This is a genomic window from Albibacterium bauzanense, assembly GCF_004339765.1.
Taxonomy (GTDB): domain Bacteria; phylum Bacteroidota; class Bacteroidia; order Sphingobacteriales; family Sphingobacteriaceae; genus Albibacterium; species Albibacterium bauzanense.
The window spans coordinates 970710-990821 of record NZ_SMGO01000001.1 but is presented as its reverse complement, the minus strand read 5'-3'; the positions used below and the strand labels follow the sequence as shown (position 1 = coordinate 990821).

At 35.0% G+C, this 20112-nt stretch carries 19 protein-coding genes, 1 tRNA gene and 1 riboswitch; of the genes, 14 read left to right on the top strand and 6 right to left on the bottom strand.

Annotation, left to right across the window (positions count from 1 at the left end):
* Positions 1 to 7: 7 nt before the first annotated feature.
* Together C8N28_RS04510 and C8N28_RS04505 are read left to right on the top strand one after the other, a co-directional pair.
* On the top strand, positions 8 to 1150 hold the full coding sequence (locus C8N28_RS04510) for a cysteine desulfurase family protein (RefSeq protein ID WP_132221929.1): 1143 nt from the start codon (positions 8 to 10) through the stop codon (positions 1148 to 1150).
* A gap of 69 nt (positions 1151 to 1219) precedes the next feature.
* A complete protein-coding gene (locus C8N28_RS04505; protein WP_132221927.1) occupies positions 1220 to 1426 on the top strand; it encodes a hypothetical protein in 207 nt (68 codons plus the stop codon).
* A gap of 29 nt (positions 1427 to 1455) precedes the next feature.
* On the opposite strand, the gene accD is transcribed toward C8N28_RS04505, so the two are convergent.
* Positions 1456 to 2298 carry an acetyl-CoA carboxylase, carboxyltransferase subunit beta gene (gene accD / locus C8N28_RS04500; protein ID WP_132221925.1) on the bottom strand — a complete coding sequence of 281 codons (843 nt, stop codon included), beginning with the start codon at positions 2296 to 2298 and terminating at the stop codon, positions 1456 to 1458.
* 169 nt (positions 2299 to 2467) lie between these two features.
* Here accD and fbaA point away from each other — a divergent pair, with 169 nt between their 5' ends.
* On the top strand, positions 2468 to 3547 hold the full coding sequence (fbaA, locus tag C8N28_RS04495; protein ID WP_132221923.1) for a class II fructose-bisphosphate aldolase: 1080 nt from the start codon (positions 2468 to 2470) through the stop codon (positions 3545 to 3547).
* 131 nt (positions 3548 to 3678) lie between these two features.
* Positions 3679 to 3876, top strand: coding sequence for a cold-shock protein (locus C8N28_RS04490; RefSeq protein WP_132221921.1), 198 nt, complete (start codon positions 3679 to 3681; stop codon positions 3874 to 3876).
* A 75-nt stretch (positions 3877 to 3951) separates the two neighbouring features.
* Here C8N28_RS04490 and murI read toward each other — a convergent pair whose 3' ends face one another.
* On the bottom strand, positions 3952 to 4776 hold the full coding sequence (gene murI / locus C8N28_RS04485; protein ID WP_132221919.1) for a glutamate racemase: 825 nt from the start codon (positions 4774 to 4776) through the stop codon (positions 3952 to 3954).
* A 108-nt stretch (positions 4777 to 4884) separates the two neighbouring features.
* Between murI and aroQ the strand changes: the two genes are divergently transcribed.
* On the top strand, positions 4885 to 5298 hold the full coding sequence (gene aroQ, locus C8N28_RS04480) for a type II 3-dehydroquinate dehydratase (RefSeq protein ID WP_132221917.1): 414 nt from the start codon (positions 4885 to 4887) through the stop codon (positions 5296 to 5298).
* Positions 5299 to 5306: 8 nt separating this feature from the next.
* Here the strand turns inward: aroQ and C8N28_RS04475 are convergent, their stop codons facing one another.
* Entirely contained in the window at positions 5307 to 6332 is a 1026-nt protein-coding gene (locus C8N28_RS04475; protein WP_132221915.1) for a glycosyltransferase family 2 protein, read from the bottom strand.
* Positions 6325 to 7194, bottom strand: coding sequence for a lysophospholipid acyltransferase family protein (locus tag C8N28_RS04470; RefSeq protein ID WP_246012746.1), 870 nt, complete (start codon positions 7192 to 7194; stop codon positions 6325 to 6327). The genes C8N28_RS04475 and C8N28_RS04470 overlap by 8 nt, the downstream gene beginning before the upstream one ends.
* Before the next feature lie 73 nt (positions 7195 to 7267).
* Here C8N28_RS04470 and C8N28_RS04465 point away from each other — a divergent pair, with 73 nt between their 5' ends.
* Entirely contained in the window at positions 7268 to 7879 is a 612-nt protein-coding gene (locus C8N28_RS04465; protein ID WP_132221913.1) for a WbqC family protein, read from the top strand.
* 32 nt (positions 7880 to 7911) lie between these two features.
* On the opposite strand, the gene C8N28_RS04460 is transcribed toward C8N28_RS04465, so the two are convergent.
* Both C8N28_RS04460 and C8N28_RS04455 read right to left on the bottom strand, forming a co-directional pair.
* The gene (locus tag C8N28_RS04460) at positions 7912 to 10065 is read right to left on the bottom strand and encodes an FUSC family protein (RefSeq protein ID WP_132221911.1); all 2154 of its coding nucleotides are present in this window, start codon (positions 10063 to 10065) and stop codon (positions 7912 to 7914) included.
* A gap of 129 nt (positions 10066 to 10194) precedes the next feature.
* Positions 10195 to 10605 (bottom strand): organic hydroperoxide resistance protein, encoded by a 411-nt coding sequence (locus tag C8N28_RS04455; RefSeq protein ID WP_132221909.1) that lies wholly within the window; start codon positions 10603 to 10605, stop codon positions 10195 to 10197.
* A gap of 276 nt (positions 10606 to 10881) precedes the next feature.
* Between C8N28_RS04455 and C8N28_RS04450 the strand changes: the two genes are divergently transcribed.
* From C8N28_RS04450 to C8N28_RS04415, 8 genes are all read left to right on the top strand, one after another.
* The gene (locus C8N28_RS04450; protein ID WP_132221907.1) at positions 10882 to 13446 is read left to right on the top strand and encodes a phosphoenolpyruvate carboxylase; all 2565 of its coding nucleotides are present in this window, start codon (positions 10882 to 10884) and stop codon (positions 13444 to 13446) included.
* Positions 13447 to 13503: 57 nt separating this feature from the next.
* Positions 13504 to 14079: a hypothetical protein gene (locus C8N28_RS13775; RefSeq protein WP_165870301.1), complete on the top strand. Its 576-nt coding sequence runs from the start codon at positions 13504 to 13506 to the stop codon at positions 14077 to 14079.
* Positions 14080 to 14093: 14 nt separating this feature from the next.
* Positions 14094 to 15128 carry a Gfo/Idh/MocA family oxidoreductase gene (locus tag C8N28_RS04440; RefSeq protein ID WP_132221905.1) on the top strand — a complete coding sequence of 345 codons (1035 nt, stop codon included), beginning with the start codon at positions 14094 to 14096 and terminating at the stop codon, positions 15126 to 15128.
* Between the two features lie 102 nt (positions 15129 to 15230).
* Positions 15231 to 17303 carry a polyphosphate kinase 1 gene (gene ppk1, locus C8N28_RS04435; RefSeq protein WP_132221903.1) on the top strand — a complete coding sequence of 691 codons (2073 nt, stop codon included), beginning with the start codon at positions 15231 to 15233 and terminating at the stop codon, positions 17301 to 17303.
* On the top strand, positions 17300 to 18178 hold the full coding sequence (locus C8N28_RS04430) for a Ppx/GppA phosphatase family protein (RefSeq protein WP_132221901.1): 879 nt from the start codon (positions 17300 to 17302) through the stop codon (positions 18176 to 18178). Before ppk1 ends, C8N28_RS04430 begins: the two co-directional genes overlap by 4 nt.
* An 89-nt stretch (positions 18179 to 18267) precedes the next feature.
* Positions 18268 to 18352: transfer RNA gene (locus C8N28_RS04425), tRNA-Ser, on the top strand.
* A gap of 123 nt (positions 18353 to 18475) precedes the next feature.
* Positions 18476 to 18571: riboswitch (TPP riboswitch) on the bottom strand.
* A gap of 178 nt (positions 18572 to 18749) precedes the next feature.
* Positions 18750 to 19403 (top strand): dienelactone hydrolase family protein, encoded by a 654-nt coding sequence (locus tag C8N28_RS04420; protein ID WP_132221899.1) that lies wholly within the window; start codon positions 18750 to 18752, stop codon positions 19401 to 19403.
* Positions 19404 to 19502: 99 nt separating this feature from the next.
* The gene (locus tag C8N28_RS04415) at positions 19503 to 20111 is read left to right on the top strand and encodes a hypothetical protein (protein WP_132221897.1); all 609 of its coding nucleotides are present in this window, start codon (positions 19503 to 19505) and stop codon (positions 20109 to 20111) included.
* Position 20112 lies beyond the last annotated feature (1 nt).

Sequence of the window (20112 nt, the reverse complement as noted above, 5' to 3'; positions counted from 1 at the left end):
TTGCAGCATGCGTATATATTTTGATAATGCAGCTACAACTGCCATTGATCCAGAGGTCTTTGAAGAAATGACTCGGGTTATGCGAGACTATTATGGAAATCCATCATCTATTCATGCACATGGGCGGGAGGTAAGAACTTTGATTGAAAAAGCCAGGAAAACCGTAGCTCATTTGCTTAATGTCTCTCCTTCAGAGATATTTTTTACTTCAGGAGGAACAGAAGCAGATAACATGGCAATTCGTATGGGACTGGAGAGCTATGGCATCAATCATGCTATTAGTTCTCCAATAGAACATCACGCTGTATTACACACATTGGAGGAATTAGAGAGATCTAAAGGACTTAAATATAGTCTTCTGGACGTTGATTCAAAAGGGAATATTAATTTGGAACAACTTGAAGAGCTTCTTCAAAACTCTCCACGAACACTTGTTTCTTTGATGCATGCTAATAATGAAATTGGAACTTTGTTAGATATAGAACGTGTCTCCGAGATATGTCAAAAATACGATGCATTGTTCCATTGTGATACGGTACAAACAATGGGGCATTATAAATATGATTTAACAAAACTACATGTAGATTTTGTGACTTGTGCTGCTCATAAATTACATGGTCCTAAAGGAGTGGGATTTATTTATATCAATCATAATATAAAGATAAAACCTTTATTATTTGGTGGTGCTCAAGAGCGTAATATGCGTGGAGGAACTGAAAATGTTTATGGTATTGTAGGATTAGCGAAAGCTTTAGAGTTGGCATATAATGAAATAGAAGATCATCAACGTTATATTCAGAGTTTGAAAACTTACATGATCCAACAAATAAATGAACATATTCCCGACTGCACATTTAATGGAGAAATTGAGCCTGAAAAGAGTTTGTATACTGTGCTAAATGTTTGTTTTCCTGAAATGGATATGGCTGATATGCTCTTGTTTAATTTGGATATCGCTGGAATTTCGGCATCTGGAGGAAGCGCTTGCAGTTCAGGAACTAATATTGGCTCACATGTTTTAACAGCTATTGGAGGGCATCCCGACCGTCCTTCTGTGCGTTTTTCTTTTAGCAAATACAATACTAAAGAAGAGGTTGATATCGTGGTATCTAAAATCAAAGAGATCTTTCTCCATGAAGTTTTAAGATAATTTAAACATAATCATTTTGAGTTTGTTCAACTTATAATTATGATAGTTTATAATTAATAAGGAGATATTATGTCAAAACAGAATGAAAATAAGAAAAAGGGACGAACCTCAACACCTGATACTTATATTGAAGAAGGATTAACTGATATTAATTCAGCTAATAGCGATTCTCCCGATAATGTGATTTCGAATACTCATAAAAAGATAGAGGATGAAAAGCATGGGAGAAAACATGGAGAGCCTTTAACAGGCACTACTCCCAGAGCAGGTGATTAACATTAATTGTCTTTATACCCTAGTATAACTTATTTTACTATTCGTATAAAAGAAGCAATTTTGTTTTTCATGTTCCTGCGATCTTCTATGAAATCGAGAAATCCATGTTCCAAAACAAACTCTGCAGTTTGGAAGCCTTTTGGTAAGTCTTTTTTAATGGTTTCTTTAATCACACGCGGACCCGCGAAGCCGATTAATGCTCCTGGTTCAGATATGTTGATGTCGCCTAACATGGCATAAGACGCGGTTACACCACCCGTTGTCGGATCAGTTAGGTATGATATATAAGGAATCTTCGCTTTGCTTAGGAGAGCAAGTTTGGCAGAGGTTTTAGCCATTTGCATTAATGAGAATGCAGCTTCCATCATGCGTGCACCTCCTGATTTTGAAATCAGTAGGAATGGTAATTTATGTTCAAGACAGTAATCTATGGAGCGAGCGATCTTTTCGCCTACTACTGAACCCATTGACCCTCCAATAAATGCGAAATCCATACAAGCAATTACAATATCTTCACCTTGTATTTTTCCATATCCGCAACGTATCGCATCTTTAAGACCTGTTTTGAGATAACTTTCTTCTAAGCGGTCCGTATATTTTTTTGTGTCTTCAAAATTGAGAGGGTCCCCAGATGTTAGATTAGGAAATAGCTCTTTAAAAGAGTTATTGTCGAATAATATTGAAAAATATTCGGCAGAACCTATTCTTAGGTGATAGTTACAATATTGACAAACGTATTGATTCTCAATTTGCTCTGAGTTTAAAAGAGGCTTCTTACACGATGGACATTTCTTCCATAAACCATCAGGTGCTTCCTTTTTATTTTCTGTTGCAGTATTAATACCAATTTTACTACGTTTAAACCAAGCCATTCTTAATCTTTGAATTTTATGCAAATTAACAAAAAAAAATAGACATAGACTTCCATAATATTTTTACTTCGTTATTAGAGTATCATTGTTATGGTTTTATCATTTGCATTCGGAGTTTTTTTGCTAAATTCGGGGAATTTTAATTAAATTCTTATAAATTCTTATTTTAATGAGCTTAAAAAATTATAAAGGAGTATTGCACGGCGATGCGGTACAAGAGTTATTTGAAATAGCGAAAAAGCATCAGTTTGCTTTACCAGCCGTAAATGTTATTGGGACCAATTCTATCAATGCAGTTATGGAAACTGCTAAAGCAGTAAATTCTCCTGTTATTATTCAATTATCTAATGGTGGTGCACAGTTCTATGCAGGCAAAACGTTGGATAATAGTAAATTACAAGCATGTATACTTGGTGCTGTCTCTGCAGCTCAACACGTACATTTATTAGCAGAACATTATGGGGTTGCAGTAATCTTACATACGGATCACGCTGCTAAAAAACTCCTTCCTTGGATTGATGGTTTATTAGATCATGGAGAGAAATTTTTTCAACAACATGGCAAACCATTATTTTCATCTCATATGCTTGATCTTTCAGAAGAAACACTTGAAGAAAATATTGAAACTTCAGCCAAGTATTTAAAACGCATGAAACCAATGGGTATGACCATTGAGATCGAACTTGGAGTTACTGGTGGTGAAGAAGACGGAGTAGATAACTCTGATGTTGATAGTTCAAAACTGTATACACAGCCACAAGAGGTTGCATATGCTTACGAGAAGTTGAAAGAAGTTAGCGACAAGTTTACAGTTGCTGCGGCATTCGGAAATGTTCATGGGGTTTATAAACCAGGAAATGTGAAACTTCAGCCTGTGATTTTAAATAATTCACAAGCATATATCAAAGAAAAATATAATATTAAAGAAGATAAACCAGTGAACTTTGTATTTCATGGTGGATCTGGATCTTCTCCTGAAGAAATAAAAGAAGCGTTATCATACGGTGCTGTAAAAATGAATATCGATACCGATATGCAATGGGCATTCTGGGATGGAATCAGGTTATATTACCAAGCAAATGAAGATTCACTTCAAGCTCAGATCGGAGATTCTAAAAATCCAGATACTCCAAACAAAAAATTCTATGATCCAAGAGTTTGGTTGAGAAAAGGCGAGGAAACTTTCGTAAAGCGCTTAACACAAGCATTTAACGAGTTAAATTGTATCGACGCAAATAGCAAATTATAAAAAGGGATTTATTCGTTTTATTCTTCCATTTTTATATCTTTGATATAATCAATTAACCAGCAATCTTTAACTGTTGTATCATTATTTCAGTTTTGGTTTTGCAAATTATAACAATTATAAAATTTATATTAATGAAAACCGGAAAAGTAAAATGGTTTAACGCCCAAAAAGGATTTGGATTTATTGTTCAAGAAGATGGTCAAGATATCTTTGTACATTTTAAAGATGTAATTGGCGGAATCGACGTTTTAAGAGACGGAGATTCAGTAGAATTTGAAGTAACTGACGGTCGTAAAGGTCTTCAGGCTGTAAATGTAAGAAAGCTATAAACAAAACTATAGATTAATCCATAACTGAAGTGTACCTATCCGGTACACTTTTTTTGTGCCTTGATAATAATCTCCTTATAAAGATAGATGAGTTGAATTGACTTCTTGTCCAAAAAACAGCCCCGCTTTTTCGTTAAAAACTTCTGGACTCTCAGTGGTGTAAAATAATATCTCTGACTCTTTCTTTAATTTTTGGTCTATATCCTGATGATGCTCAAGGTATTTACTCAAACTTTTTGATACGATTTCTCCTTGTTGTAATATTTGGATGGATGGAGGTGTGAACTTCCTGATAAGAGGGTAAAGCAATGGATAATGAGTACAAGCTAATAAGATAGTATCAATCTTTGGAGATTTTTCTAAAAGTTGATCAATGTGCTTCTTTACAAAATAAGCAGCCCCTGAACTGTTAATCTCATTGCTCTCTACTAAAGATACCCATATAGGACAAGCTTCCTGAAATACCTTTATATCTGGGAAAAATCGTTTTATTTCGATCTCATAAGAGTTTGATAAAACTGTTCCCGGTGTTGCTAATATGCCAACATGCCTGCTTTTAGTGAATTCTCCTATTCGTTCAGTAGTGGGGCGAATTACTCCCAATACTCGGCGATTATCAGATAATTCAGGAAGATTAATAGTTTGAATACTTTTTAGGGCCTTAGCAGAAGCGGTATTACATGCTAAGACAACAAGCGGACAACCTAATTCAAACATTGCCTGCACACATTGCCAAGTGTATTGATATACGGTCTCAAAAGAACGTGTCCCATACGGAATACGAGCATTATCACCCAGATAAATATAATTATACTGAGGTAACTCTTTTATAATTTCTTTAAATACGGTTAACCCTCCGTATCCTGAATCAAATATTCCTATTGGCCCTGGTTTATTCACCTGTAGATATTTTCAACTATTTCGCATCTAATATCTGTAAAAAACACTGGAAATGAAATTAAGAAAATAGAAAATGCTTTATTATCTTTGGTGAAAGAACTTAGCAGCATGGAAGTATTGATAATTAATGGGCCTAATCTGAATCTATTAGGAAAGCGTGAACCTGATGTTTATGGAAACGAGTCTTTTGAAAGCTACTTAGATAGTTTGATTAGAGATTATCCACAAATTAATATCAGCTATTTCCAAAGTAATAGTGAAGGAGCAATTATTGATAAAATTCATGAGGTCGGATTTTCAATAGACGGGATTGTACTGAATGCTGGTGCATATACACATACGTCTTTGGCTATTGCTGATGCTATTGCTGCAATTTCAACTCCTGTTATTGAAGTTCATATATCTAATATCCACGCCAGAGAAGCCGTTCGCCACCATTCTTTCATAGCCAAAAACTGTCTAGGTAGTATTTGTGGATTCGGATTGAAGAGTTATAAGCTTGCAATAGAAAGTTTTCGGTAGAAATCTTTCTATTTAAATTTGTTTGGGTCCAAATTATTAAAGCGCTTCTTACCCCGTATGAAATAATCCCATATGATTACTCCTTTATAAATATTCGTCACTCTGTAAGGAGTTTTTATAGCGTATCGTTTCTTCTTGGTAATATTAAAGTTTTTAAAGAAATGGATATGTGCTTTACTTATCGCTTTTGCATCTTGAAATTTTCTGGAAAACATAAATTGTATCAATGCAATAAGGTCTAACCAAAGTCTAATAAAGATGATTGTATATGGGTAAGGAGCATTCTTATGAATCATATACAGGTTGTTCCTGAAATTTAAATACGTTTTCATTGGGTTGCTTTTATCCAAAGTCCCTCCACCAACATGGAGAACTTCAGAGTTAGCACAATACCAAACCTTGTAACCCATTCGTTTTAAACGCCAGCAAAGATCTATTTCTTCCATATGTGCAAAGAAATCAGCATCGAAACCACCACTTTCTTTCCAGTATTTACTTCGAATAAAGAAGGCCGCTCCACTAGCCCAGAAAATTTCACCAGAGTCGTTATATTGTCCCCGATCTATTTCTACACTTTGAAAGATTCTTCCTCGGCAGAAAGGGTAGGCATAACGATCAATAAACCCACCAGCAGCACCCGCATGTTCAAAAGTGTTACGTTGTGTCCAGGATAGTATTTTAGGCTGTGCTACGGCTATCTTTATATCGGCCTCCATCTCCTGAATAACAGGCTCTATCCAGTTTTCTTTCACTTCTACATCAGAGTTTAGAAGTATAAAGTAATCGGCTTCAACATGTTTTAATATTTGGTTATATCCTTCTGCAAAACCATAGTTTTTATCATTCTCAATAACGCGAATCTTTGGATATGTTTTTTTAATAAATGCTACAGAATCATCACTAGAAGCATTATCACCAACTACAAACTCCAAATTGGGGTAAATAGTATTATAAATAGAAGGCAAAAGACTTTCAAGGTAGAATCTGCCATTCCAGTTAAGTATGATAATTGCAACTTTAGGATAATTAGTCATGAGGTTTATGCTTCCATCTTTTATGAGACCACAACCATAATTCTGGTTTTTCACGTATTATATTCTCCAGGAATTTGGTGTGAATATTCGTTATTTCATTTTCCAAAAACCTTGCTGGATCTTCTGCAAGTATAGTGAATTTAGCAGTATAATAACCACGTTTTATACGGTCAATACGGCAATAAATAACCGGATTGTTGGTTTTTTTTGCAATCTTCTCTATTCCTTTGAATACAGATGTCTGTTGATTTAAAAAAGGAATGAAATAGTTTGACTCTTTTCTTGTTGGTGTTTGATCGGCTAAAAAAACGCTACTATGTGTTCTACCTTTATATTCAGTGATCTTACGCAAGGTTTGTTTCATAGGTACCATAATTGCTCCAAAGCGACTGCGCATCTTGTTGTAAATATCTCCAAAAACAGGATCATTGATAGGTTTGTAAATAATTAGAGATGGGTAGTCTGTCATTAATGATAAAGAATGTATGCCCCATTCCCAATTTGCATAATGACCAGTTACAATTATAATTGATTGACCTTTGTTTAAATAATCTAATGGTATTTCAGGATTTAATAATTTTAATCTTTTCTTTGATTGAGCAGCCGACATGCTTCTCATCTTCAGGTTCTCTATAAGTAAGTCTGCTAAAAAGTGATAGAACTTATTTTTAATCTCCTCTCGTTCTTTTATGGATTTATCTGGAAAAGCATGTTGAAGATTCTCCGTAATGACCTTTTTCCTATATTTAATAATCCTTCGTAAAAGAAAATAAATGATATCAGATAGAACATATAAAGCCCCAAAAGGAAGAATTGAGATTAGGTAAATAACGGTAGAAAGTGCCTTGGATTTAATATTCATGTATGTTTTAACAATACAAATATCTTTTATTTATATTTATTTTCGCATCATAATTTCTTATTATTACGAATATATGCAAAAAGGAATTCTTTTACCTGTTTTTTACCTTGGACCTCTGGAGTATTACAGCAAAATAAAACACCATTCTGACAATATTATCTTTGAAACATGTGAGCATTATCCCAAACAGACTAATCGTAACCGAACAAGTATTCATTCAGCAAATGGTAAGTTAAACCTAACAGTACCTGTAAAAAGTGGTGCAAATCCGCATACTAAGATAAAAGATGTTCGGATAAGTTACGATGCAAATTGGCAACGGTTACATTGGCGCAGTATTCAAACTTCTTATCGTAGCTCGTCCTTTTTTGAATACTATGAGGATGATTTTGCTCCCTTTTTTCACACACATACCGAGTTTTTATTCGACCTTAATGTTGGGTTAATGGAGCTATGTCTTAAATTATTAAAACTAAATCCGAATATTTCCTATACAACTGAATATGTGAAGACCGTCGAAGATTTAGAAGACTACAGGCATGCAGTAAGTCCCAATGCCCACTCAGATTCCCATAATTTAAAGCCCTACTTCCAGGTTTTTGAAGAAAAAAATGGCTTTATTCCTAATTTAAGTATTATAGATCTACTATTTAATCAAGGTCCTCAAAGTAAACAGTTTCTATAAATTTATTCGTTATATTGTGTTTCTTTGATAGATTAAGCTACGTTACCTTGACCTAGTATATCATCAGAGTTTTTTTGCAGGTCGATGCTGATCTTTCTTAGCTCCAGCACCTGACCATTAATGAATTTCTTTTCAGCGCTATCTTTAACATCAAGTAATAGCTGCTCTGGAATTTGAAATTTTACTTCTTCAAATGAGCCGGTTCCTTCTCTTTTATAGCTTTTAATTAGCTTTTCTAAAGTGTTAAGGACTCGTTTAAGGTTTTTTATAGGCTCACCAGTAATCTCATCATTAGAAACATTTCTAACAGTACTGATTAGGTTCGCTGTATGTGAGGTAAATAGGTGATTGAAAATAATAAACTTATTCAATCCTTTTGAATCTTTTTGCTTGCTTTTTGGTTCGGTAATCATTCGCTGAAAAGCCGAAGCCATATTTGCCGTTGCAATATAAACATCCTTCCTTGCTAACTTATAGTCGGTTTCTGTTAGATTTCTACCAATTACTGTTTCTAATATTTTTGTGAAATAATTATAATTTGCAATTAATAACTTTTGCATATTATCCTGTATCTGATGTCTTTCCCAACTCGGAAAAATTATGTAGCTAGATATAAATGCTAATCCACTACCTATAAAAGTGGCGAAAATCCTTTCTTGAGCAACCTCCATGGTATCCTGACCTAAAAAACTAAATAGAATAAGTAGGTAAGGAGTCATGAACATTACACTAATAATGTAATTGATGCGGATTAAGCTGTATGTAAGAACCATGAATATCAGTAGTATAACAAAGCGTGCAGAAGGATCTTTAACCCAAATTAGAATAATAATACCCGCTATACCACCCACAATCGTTCCTACCAAACGTTGAAAATTCCGCTCTTTTGTTAAGCTCCAACCTGGTTTTAAAATAACTAAGATGGTTAAAAGGATCCAGTGAACATGGGCATTAAAATTAAGAAGATCAGCTACAATATAACCAATGACCAAAATAATAGCTAATCTTAAAGAGTGTCTAAATGTATTAGACTTAAAGCTTAAGTTATTTCGGAAGCTTTTAAGATCATAAACATCGTGAGATACGAATTTACTGATATCCCCAATATTACGTTTTGTATCTACTTCTTTCTTTTGAAAATAACTATATAATGTTTGAGTCCGTAATGAAATACCTCTAACATTTATTAAAATCTTTTTAAGTACAAAAGTTGTTTCATTGCTTTCTTCCGTAGTTTGATCAATTAATTTCTTTAAGTTCTCGAGGTCATCCTGAAGATTAAATAATGATTTTGGCCGGCGGTTTGCTCCCAAAGAATAACCGAAATTATCTAATTCGTTTGCCAGTCGAATAAGTGTAATCCTAATTTCATTAAAAGCTTCCGTTTCTCCAAACCTCGATCTGATTTCATCATAGTTATATTGCGTAGCCATCGTTTTCTCAAATAGATCAAGTATATCTGAAAAAATGAGAATAAGAGTACGGCCAATTGATGTAGAATCCTTAACAATTAATTTACTCTTAAAGAGAATCTCTCGCAGACTATCCAGGTGAGTATTTATTATTATTTGTTGATCAATCAGTTTACTAAATGATCTGTCCGTATCCGACTTAAGATCATAGAATTCTGATTTTATTCGAATAAAAGTTGCTATTTCACGAATAGCTTCTGCAAGCTCCTGTTGGGCGAGCCGATAAGGCATAAATTGACTTAAGGAAAGACTAAGAAGAGTATACCAAGCGCATCCTATGGTAACAAACAGTGAATATTCAAGAAAATTATTCGCACTCCCAGATTCACTTATACTTAAAAAAATCATAATTAGAGTAGAAGTGCCAACTGCCGCTGCTCGTGGTCCCCAGGTAGCAAACATGCCAAATATGAAACCAAAAATTAGTAGTTCTATTCCAATTAGAATCGGATACTTATTAATTAGTTGAGTTATAAGGGTAGTAACAAAAAATAGAAATAAAGTTGCTAACAATGCATTACGGCGATGCGAGACAGGTCCGGGTGTATCAGGAATACTAGAAATTAATGCACCCAATGAAATGGCAATACCAACTGACAGATCGCCAAAATAATAGCCAATTAAGGCAGGAATAATTGCTCCAAAGGAAATGCGTAGCCCATTTGCAAAATGTTGACTATACAAAAAGTGAAGAATATCCTGAGTTTTTACCATTTAGAAAGCAGATTCACCAATAAATTAAATTGTCTCTAATTTATAAAGGCTAAGCTATCAAAAAAAATACCTCAAGCAAACTCTTCTTATCGGGTTTATTTGAGATATTTTTGGCAGTACAGGTTTAAGCTATAAAGCAACAACTGTTGATTCTATATTGCCTTTTGTAGCTTTAGAATAGGGGCATGCATGGTTTGCTTTTTCTGCTAAACGCTGTGCTTCCTCAATATGAATTCCTGGTACATGTACATCTAATTCTGCTGATAATAAAAAAGCATTTCCATCTTTATTGAAAGATACCCGAACAGTAACCTCAGCATCTGTAGCATCAATGCCTTCTTTCGTAGCTATAGATTCTAGTGCTCCTAAGTAGCACGAACTCCATGCCGCAGCAAACAATTGTTCTGGATTATAGCCATCACCTTGACCGTCCATTTCTTTTGGCTTGCGCATTTCCCAATCGATCATCCCGTCAGTCGACTTTACGTGCCCATCACGTCCGCCAGTTGCGGTTACTTCCGCTGTATATAACTTTTCCATTTAATTTAATTCAAGCATTGTTAATTCTGTCTGTTTCGTATTTAAACAAAGTTTGATTAGGAATGTTTATAGAAACAAAATAAAATATTTCGATTTTCAGGACAGATAAGATTATTGTTTGCTATTTTCATATGAAATGAGCCATTTTGATGATAGCATTTCATGAATATAGACAAGTTAGAAGAGGATTTTAAATATAAAAGGTTTTAATTTTAAAATATTTGAATTAACTTCGGGGATTTCCAAGGAATATTATTATTCAAAACTAAGGCTTATATGAAAGCAGAGAAGCAAGAGACGATTTACAAGAATGAAGTATTAACTCGGTTCGAGTTATATAACAGTTTATTTCAAACGCTACCTTTTCAAAAAGTAAAACATACGGGGGCACTATTGCCTTTTTTTACGGCCCATTGTGAACGTGAAGTAGAAAATAAAGTTAATCCAAAAGATATTATTGAGCATTTTTTTGAACAATATGGTCAATATCAATTGGAGATGGATGAAGTTGACCTATTGTTTCGGATCATTCAATATATAGAACGACGTGTAGTTCTATTCGATGCAGTTGAGGATGCAGAATTTGTCAAAACAGGACGTTCAGAAGACGCTTATTTGTTAGGGTCTCTATTAAAACAAGCTGCTACTAATCCTGAATTAAATGAAAAGATTGTTGAGAAGTTTAAAAATTTCTCATTGAGATTAGTGCTGACAGCCCATCCAACCCAATTTTATCCGGGTGATGTATTAGGAATCATAACTGATTTAACAGCAGCATTAAAGAACAATGATCTTGATAATATAATTTCATTATTAGAGCAATTAGGAAAAACTCCATTTATTAAAACCGAGAAGCCTACACCAGTAGATGAAGCAGTAAGCTTGGCTTGGTTTCTTGAGAATGTGTTTTATCCTGTTATTTCTACCATACAAAAGAGGTTAGATTCTAACTTTGAAAATTTAGAAACAAAAGATCCAATTATTCAGTTAGGTTTTTGGCCAGGAGGTGATCGAGATGGAAATCCAAATGTAAGTGTGCAAAGCACTAAAGAAGTCTCTTCTTTACTTAGAACGATCCTTTTCCGTGCATATTATCGTGATTTCCGCGTTATAAAACGCCGTATTACTTTTAGAGGGGTAGAGCAGTTTATGGATAATCTGCAAGATATATTCTATGAAAATAGCTTTAACCCGGTAAATAGCCCAATAAATGTAAAGCCTGTTATTTTAGAAAATTTGCAGGCTATAAAATGTGTTCTATCAGAAAAACACGGTGGTTTATTTGAAGAACTGGTTGATGATCTAATTCTGAAAGTAAGAAACTTTGGTTGTTTCTTTGCAAGCTTAGATGTTCGCCAGGATAGTAGTATTTTAAGAAAGTCTCATAAATATGTCCGCGCAAAAACATATCCTGAAGCCATAGATGGTTTCGAAGAGCTATCTGAAGAAAATAAAAATGCTGCCCTTCAATTTAAGGAAACTGAGATTGAACTAGAAAAAGGACTTGATCCATTAGTATTGGATACATTTGAAGTTATTCGTTATATCAAAAAGATGCAGCTAGCTGGTGGCGAATTAGCAGCTCATCGTTTTATTATAAGTAACTGTCAACAAGCATCAGATATATTGCAACTAATGGAGTTATTCCTGGTAAATGGTTGGAAAATTGATGACTTGCCGATTGACTTTGTACCTTTATTTGAGATGGTGGATGATCTGGAGCGTGCAGCAGATGTAATGAGAATTCTTTATAATCATCCACTTTATAAAGAACATCTGAAAAAACGTAAAGGACAAACCATTATGCTTGGTTTCTCTGATAGTACAAAAGATGGAGGATATTTGATGGCCAATTGGTCCATTTATAAAGCCAAAATTGAACTCACCGCAGTCTCACGCGAATACGATGTTGATTTAACCTTCTTTGATGGACGTGGAGGCCCTCCGGCACGTGGTGGTGGTAAAACTCAAGCTTTCTATGCTTCCATGGGCGAAGAGGTAGAAAATAATCATATTCAGTTAACTATTCAAGGGCAAACAATCAGCAGTTTGTATGGCTCATCGGATACTGCGCATTATAACATTGAGCAGTTAATGCAAGCCGGATTGGCTTCTACGTTAAACCCGAGACCCGGTGATACGCTGAACGTAAATGAAAAGAAGCTGTTTGAAGATATGGCACAAGTTAGTCATGAAAAGTTCTTGAAACTACGTCATCATCCTTTGTTCTTACAATATCTGGAAGAAAAGAGCCCTTTAAAATTCTTATCTGAAATAAATATCAGCAGCCGTCCGGTAAAGAGAAATGGTAATTCTAAATTGCGCTTAGAAGATTTAAGAGCGATTAGTTTTGTAACCTCCTGGAGTCAGCTTAAACAAGGTATTCCTGGTTTCTATGGAGTTGGTTCTGCTTTAGAAAGTGCAGAAAAATCTGGAGAATGGGATAAAATACAGGCTCTATATAAGAGTTCCGGAATGTTTAAAACGATCATTGATAACTGTGCTATGGCCATGTCTAAGATCAACTTTAACATTACCTCGCATTTAGCCGAAGATCCTGTATACGGTGAATTCTGGAAGACGATGAAAGATGAGTACGATCGAACAAAGCATTATTTATTAAAGATTAGTAACTCTGAGAGATTAATGGATGAGTTCCCAGTTGACCGTGATTCCATCGCTATGCGCGAAAGGATTATACTTCCGCTAGTGGTAATCCAACATTATTCAATCCAGAAATTAAATGAATTAGATGAAAACGATCCACAATACCATGTATACAGCAAGTTAATTACAAGAAGTATATTTGGGATTGTGAATGCAGGAAGAAATCTTGCATAAATTGATTCTTTTAACTTTTTGTCTTAAATTTATCTATTAATCTTATAAGGTCATAAAATGAAACAGTTACAATTGTTTATTGCTTTGCTTCTTGGAGTTGTTTTATTAGGATCATGTCTTGATCCTAATAAAGACATTAAATATAATAAATACACTAAAGCCGATACGGAAGCTTTTAATTTCCTTAAGACAACCTATGAAGAAGCACTGTTTCAGCAACATGCAGCTAAAAATTATAATTTAGGTGCTGAATCTCAAAAGATAGCTCAGGAGTATCAGGCACTTTCAGAAGAGTTGATTGAACTGGCAACTAAAAACAATGTTTTGATGCCAAATTTCTCTGCTACTCATTTTGATGAAAAAGCAGCTCCATCAATTACTAGTTTTGCAGTAATGGCAGATACAGCAGTATCTGATTCTGCTGCTATTGCAAGCCCTGCGGTTATTCAGGAAGAATCTCATCCTGTTGCTCAAGAAACACCTGCTCAAAAAGTAATTCATTCACAAGAAGAGATAGTTCATCAATTTGAAGTTGTGACTCGGAATACCAATGTTTCTATCCGCAATTTTGCAGCATCCAAGTTAGAAGGATTAAAAGAGCTTCTTGAACAAACAAAGTCTTCAATTAAATAATTTTTGTTGAAATAATGACTGGAAAACCTATTAAAACCGGCTTGCTATCATTTGGTATGTCTGGTAAAATATTTCATGCACCTTTCATCGCAGACAATCCACTTTTTGATTTTGTTGCTGTTGTTGAACGTAGTAAAAAAGAAGCAAATAAATATTATCCGGCCATTATTTCTTATAATTCGGTTGAAGAACTACTAGATAATCCAGAAATTGAACTGGTCATTATCAATACTCCTAATGATACGCATTTTGAGCTATCTGTAAAGGCCTTGGAAAGTGGGAAGCACCTATTGGTTGAGAAACCTTTTGTACCTACATCAAAGGAAGCCAAAGAACTTTTTGCACTTGGAAAATCGTTGAATAAAAAGGTGATGGTTTATCAAAACCGTCGATGGAATAGCGATTTCCTTTCTGTCAAGAATGTTATCGAAAGTAACCGGATCGGGAATCTAATCGAAATGCATATCCGCTTTGATCGCTACCGACCAGAAATCGGACCCAAAGCTTTTAAAGAAGCTCCTATCCCTGGCAGTGGAATTGCTTATGATTTAGGATCTCATATGATTGACCAGGCTATTTATTTGTTTGGTATACCTCAGAAAACTCTTAAAATTGGCACTAAGAACCGAAAGGATACTCAGATTGAAGATTACGTATCTTTTGTTCTTTCTTATGGAGAAGGATTACAGGTTTTCGTAACCATCAGTAACCTGGTTGTCGATAATGGTGCTGCTTATGTATTACGTGGTACAGAAGGCACATTTAAAAAACTTCGGTCAGATGTTCAGGAAGATCAATTAATCGAAGGCTTAAAGCCAGGCAATCCCCGTTTTGGTATCGAACCAGAAGGAGATCAAGGGGTCTTGACCTATATTAATACCTTTCAAGAGAAAGTGGTTTCGCGTGTGGCGTCACCAACTGCTTCCATTATAGGTTTATTTGAAGAGGTGTATCATACTATTCGATCTGATAAAGCCTTTCCTGTAACAGAAGAACAGATCCTTACTCAATTAGAAATCTTAGAACAACCTTATTGGAACCAGGAATAGATTCCTTTTTAAAATTTATTCCTTAATTTTAATATTAGCTTAATATATACTTTATATTGCATTACAATATTTGTAATCGCGGTAAAGTTTCGAGTTAATAATATGCAAAATAGTTCTGAATTAAAGAATATCCCCCTTATTAATAGGGAAATTAGCTGGTTGCATTTTAATGAACGAGTATTGCAAGAGGCTGCAGATCAGTCTGTCCCACTTATCGAACGTTTGCGATTTTTAGCTATTTTCTCTTCCAATCTAGATGAGTTCTATCGGGTTCGCGTAGCCACATTAAATCGTTTATCGAATGTAAACGTTCAGGCAAAAGAACTGTTAGGTTTCAGTCCAAAAAAGATTCTTAAGCTTATTAAAGAACTTGTTGTAAAGTTAGAACGGCAATTTGATGATCTGTATGAGGAAATCATCAAACTATTAGCAGCCGAGAAGATCTTTATTATTAATGAAAAGCAACTAAATGTAGGCAGGGGTCAATTTATTCATAGTTACTTTGAGGACAAGGTCTTGCCTAAGCTAGTGCCTATTATGCTCGATCATGGAAGTATTAGCAAACCTTTTCCTGACCTAAAAGATCGAAGGATCTACTTTCTCATTAAGTTAACACATAAGAAAAAGATTAGCTATTCTTTATTAGAAGTACCAACCAAAGTCTTATCCAGGTTTCTTATTCTTCCATCCGAAAGGAATTTGAATTTCATTATTCTCTTAGAAGATATTATTCGCTATTGCTTTAGCGAGCTATTTTTTATTTTCAACTACAATAGTATTGAGGCCTATACAATACAACTAACCCGAGATGCAGAGCTTGATCTGGATTTAAACCTCCAGGAAGAATTTATTGATATCCTAGCATCAAGCCTTAAAAAGAGAGATAAAGGTAAGCCTATGCGTTTGCTTTATGATTCTGAGATGCCGCAAGATATGCTTGATTATTTAGTGGGAAAAATGAAGTTAGATTCCGATGCGTTTATTCCGGGTAACCGCTATCATAACTTTAAAGACTTTATTAAATTTCCCAATGTAGGTGGAAAGCATCTGGAGTATCGAAAGTTAAATCCTGTACCGGTGGCTGGCTTCGATTTACAGAAAAGCCTTTTCAGTCAGATGAAGAAATCAGACTTTCTGGTTAATCTCCCTTATCAATCCTATGATTATATCATCCACTTTCTTCGCGAGGCTGCTATTGATCCTAAAGTAGTTTCCATTGCTATTTCTTTGTATCGGCTGGCTGAGTATTCGAATGTTGTGAATGCGCTTATCAATGCAGTTAGAAATGGCAAAAAAGTCTATTGTTTCCTTGAGCTAAAGGCTAGGTTTGATGAACAGGCAAACATTGATTGGAGTCAGAAATTAACAGAAGCAGGAGCTAAAGTCTATTTTGGTCTGGCCGACTTTAAAGTGCATGCTAAAATATGTTTAGTTGGTCGGAAAGAGCGTAAAGGTATTCAATATTTTGCCACTCTGGCAACTGGTAATTTCAATGAGCAAACAGCCAATACTTATTGCGATCATAATTTATTTACCATAAACGACACCATCATTGAAGATCTGAAACGCCTGTTTGCTGGTCTGGTAGATAATACCTTTAATAATGATTATCAAGCTCTCATTACTTCCCCTTTAGAAACTCGTCCAAAACTTATTCAGTTTATAGACAGAGAAATTAAACATGCGGAAGCAGGCTTGCCGGCATCAATAATCTTTAAGCTAAATTCATTAACTGATGAAGAAATTATTGCCAAGATGTATGAAGCAAGTAATGCCGGAGTAAAGATTGATTTGATTGTTCGAGGAATGTGTTGCTTAATACCTCAAGTTCCAGGTTTCAGTGAAAACATTAAAGTACGTAGTATTGTTGATCGTTATTTGGAACACGCTCGCGTGTGGATATTCTTGAATAATGGGGATGAAGAGATTTATTTGAGTTCGGCTGATTTTATGAATCGCAATCTGGATAGGAGGGTAGAAGTAACTTTCCCGATTCTTGATCCATCTATTAAACATCAAATCCGGAAAGTTATCGACCTTCAATTACAGGATAATACGAAAGCCAGAGAAATTAATGTCGAAAACGATAATCGATATATAAAAACTATAGGTCATCCATCTCATCATTCACAACTAGAGACCTATTTATATTTTAAAAACAAAGTAAACTCATGAGGTACGCCGCTATAGATATTGGTTCAAATGCAGTTCGTCTATTAATTGCTGAAATAAGAGAAGAAGGTAAAGGTTACAGCTTCAATAAGGATACGCTAATTCGTGTTCCTCTACGTTTGGGAGACGATGCCTTTCTGGAACATCAGATATCGGAGAAAAAGACCAGCCTTTTAATAAAAACAATGTCAGCCTTTCGCAACCTAATGGATGCTTATGAGGTTGAAGATTATATGGCCTGTGCTACTTCTGCTATGCGTGAAGCTACAAATGGCCCAGATCTGGTTGAAAAGATAAAAAGAATTGGAATAGACCTGCAGATTATTGATGGCAATCAAGAAGCTGAAATAATTTACTCTAGTCATGTTATAGAAAAACTGAATGGTAATAGATCCTATCTATACATTGATGTTGGAGGAGGAAGTACCGAGCTTTCTGTTTTCCATGCCGGTAAATTAGAAGCATCCAAATCATTTGATATAGGCACCATCCGTATACTTGATAATCAAGATAAAGAAGAAGTATGGGATGATATGAAAAAATGGGCTAAAGACCATACAAAAAGCTTTAAACAAGTAATCGCGATTGGTTCAGGAGGAAATATCAATAAACTGTTTTCTCTGTCTAATGAAAAGCCAGGCAATTTGTTGAGCTATGCTAATCTTAAATCACTGTCAGATATGCTCAATAGTTACACACTAAAAGACCGCATTCAAATACTAGGCTTAAAACCTGATAGAGCCGATGTTATTATTCCTGCCTGTGAGATTTTTATCAGCTTAATGAAATGGGTAAAGATAAAAGAGATCGCTGTTCCGCGCATTGGTTTGGTTGATGGGGTTATTCAGACATTAATTGATAAAAATCTGAAAAGTTAATCTACATGGAATGAACAGGTTAATGTGAAAGTTCAAAAAAAGGTGCCTTATTGTTTGCAGAATTGAGTAAAGTGTGTACTTTTGCCTCCGGAAAGCTGGCAGAGTGGTCGAATGCGGCGGTCTTGAAAACCGTTGACTGTCAAAGGTCCGGGGGTTCGAATCCCTCGCTTTCCGCACTTATCATATTAAAACAAACAAAAAAACCTGCAATCATTGATTGCAGGTTTTTTTGTTTGTTAAAGTTTTCATAAAAAAACTCCATTTCCGAATAGAAAATGGAGTCATACAATATATGAATATTGTATTAAATGCTTTTCCTACGCTAGTATTATCTAGTTCAGGTAATAAGGGTATGTATCTCAGCTAATAAATTAAGCACCCCATTGCATCTATAATTAAAGACATAGTGGAATAAAAAAAGTTTTTAAAAATTTTATTTTTTTTATTTCCCTTGTTCTTTCATTTCTGTTTAAACTTTTTATTCTTAAAAAAGTTACTAATAAAGAGGCTGAATAGTAGAAAGGTATTGACAGACAGTGAAGTAAAGCTAAACAGCTAAAAAATATTTGCCATGGAAACAATAGAAAAAGAAATATCAATCCCGATTTATGAAATCACTTTAACAGGAGAGTTATCCATTCCTGAAAGAGCTAAAGGTATCGTTGTATTTGCTCATGGAAGCGGTAGTAGCAGACACAGTTCCAGAAATAAATACGTTGCAAGAAGCCTGCAGGATGAAGGTTTTGCAACGCTGTTGTTTGACCTTTTGACGGTAAAGGAAGATGAGGATTATAATACTCGTTTTGATATAGATCTGTTGACTGACAGACTGATCAAAGTTACCGATTGGTTAAAAACCGAACCAGAAACAGGCGATTTAAACATCGGCTATTTTGGGGCTAGTACAGGTGCCGCTGCAACACTTAATGCCGCTGCTGATCTTGGAAACTCCATCATAGCTGCAATTGTGTCGAGAGGAGGCAGACCTGATTTGGCTGATATAAACCTTCCTGAAGTGAAATCCCCAACCATGCTCATTGTTGGAGGATTGGATACCCAGGTGATTGATTTGAATCAGAAAGCTTTTTCAATGATAGGTGCTTTAAAAGAGATCGTGATTGTACCCGGAGCAAGTCATTTATTTGAGGAACCAGGGAAACTAGAAGAAGTAGCTAACCTCGCAATTCAATGGTTTAATAAATATTTGTTTACTGTAGTCGAGTAGATTTTAAGGAAAAATCCTGTTAATAACTTGAACTATTCAATTATTGTAAAAAAGCAAAGAAACTCTAAACTTTTCTCTTAGTTTCTTGGTTGTATAAGTATGAACAAGGAATTAATAACTGCAAAGCTAATTGATATTGTTAGGCACCTTAGCTTTCAGAATAACGCTAAGCCTAGATTGGTATCGTCTTGTGAGATTTATGGAATGTGGGCGCCTCCCGAAATCAAGGGAAATTGTAAGCGTTATGATTTCAAGCTTATTGTTGCAATCGAAAACAGATCAGAAAATATAGCTTACTCAGTTCGCATACAGCATCTTTCGATGAAAGATAAACGTGTGTTTAATTTAAGGGAAGAAGATACAGGCCAGCCAGTAACCATCCCTGAAGAATGTACACATAGTTTTCAATACAACTTTTCAGCCTGGCTACCCATCAGTCAGAATAAGTTTTCTTCAACCACCAGACTCGATGAATTAAAAAAGAATATAGAGTTTGCATTGGTTTTTGAAGATGTTGAGGGAGAGCGATACGAAAGAATTCAAGGCTTACATTTTAGAAAAGGAAGCTTACTGGCAGCTGTTTCTATAAATAGTTTAAGAAAGAATGGAGAAAGAACAGCATCAGGAGAAGGCACCCGTTCTGGTGTTAGTCCAATCGTGTCGGATGGGAAATTCTCAACCATTAGATATAAATATCTAAGAAGCTAAT

Coding starts and splice junctions, on each gene's coding strand:
- C8N28_RS04510 (WP_132221929.1), top strand. CDS start 8: ATGCGTATATATTTTGATAATGCAGCTACAACTGCCATTGATCCAGAG.
- C8N28_RS04505 (WP_132221927.1), top strand. CDS start 1,220: ATGTCAAAACAGAATGAAAATAAGAAAAAGGGACGAACCTCAACACCT.
- accD (WP_132221925.1), bottom strand. CDS start 2,298: ATGGCTTGGTTTAAACGTAGTAAAATTGGTATTAATACTGCAACAGAA.
- fbaA (WP_132221923.1), top strand. CDS start 2,468: ATGAGCTTAAAAAATTATAAAGGAGTATTGCACGGCGATGCGGTACAA.
- C8N28_RS04490 (WP_132221921.1), top strand. CDS start 3,679: ATGAAAACCGGAAAAGTAAAATGGTTTAACGCCCAAAAAGGATTTGGA.
- aroQ (WP_132221917.1), top strand. CDS start 4,885: ATGGAAGTATTGATAATTAATGGGCCTAATCTGAATCTATTAGGAAAG.
- C8N28_RS04475 (WP_132221915.1), bottom strand. CDS start 6,332: ATGACTAATTATCCTAAAGTTGCAATTATCATACTTAACTGGAATGGC.
- C8N28_RS04470 (WP_246012746.1), bottom strand. CDS start 7,194: ATGAATATTAAATCCAAGGCACTTTCTACCGTTATTTACCTAATCTCA.
- C8N28_RS04465 (WP_132221913.1), top strand. CDS start 7,268: ATGCAAAAAGGAATTCTTTTACCTGTTTTTTACCTTGGACCTCTGGAG.
- C8N28_RS04460 (WP_132221911.1), bottom strand. CDS start 10,065: ATGGTAAAAACTCAGGATATTCTTCACTTTTTGTATAGTCAACATTTT.
- C8N28_RS04455 (WP_132221909.1), bottom strand. CDS start 10,605: ATGGAAAAGTTATATACAGCGGAAGTAACCGCAACTGGCGGACGTGAT.
- C8N28_RS04450 (WP_132221907.1), top strand. CDS start 10,882: ATGAAAGCAGAGAAGCAAGAGACGATTTACAAGAATGAAGTATTAACT.
- C8N28_RS13775 (WP_165870301.1), top strand. CDS start 13,504: ATGAAACAGTTACAATTGTTTATTGCTTTGCTTCTTGGAGTTGTTTTA.
- C8N28_RS04440 (WP_132221905.1), top strand. CDS start 14,094: ATGACTGGAAAACCTATTAAAACCGGCTTGCTATCATTTGGTATGTCT.
- ppk1 (WP_132221903.1), top strand. CDS start 15,231: ATGCAAAATAGTTCTGAATTAAAGAATATCCCCCTTATTAATAGGGAA.
- C8N28_RS04430 (WP_132221901.1), top strand. CDS start 17,300: ATGAGGTACGCCGCTATAGATATTGGTTCAAATGCAGTTCGTCTATTA.
- C8N28_RS04420 (WP_132221899.1), top strand. CDS start 18,750: ATGGAAACAATAGAAAAAGAAATATCAATCCCGATTTATGAAATCACT.
- C8N28_RS04415 (WP_132221897.1), top strand. CDS start 19,503: ATGAACAAGGAATTAATAACTGCAAAGCTAATTGATATTGTTAGGCAC.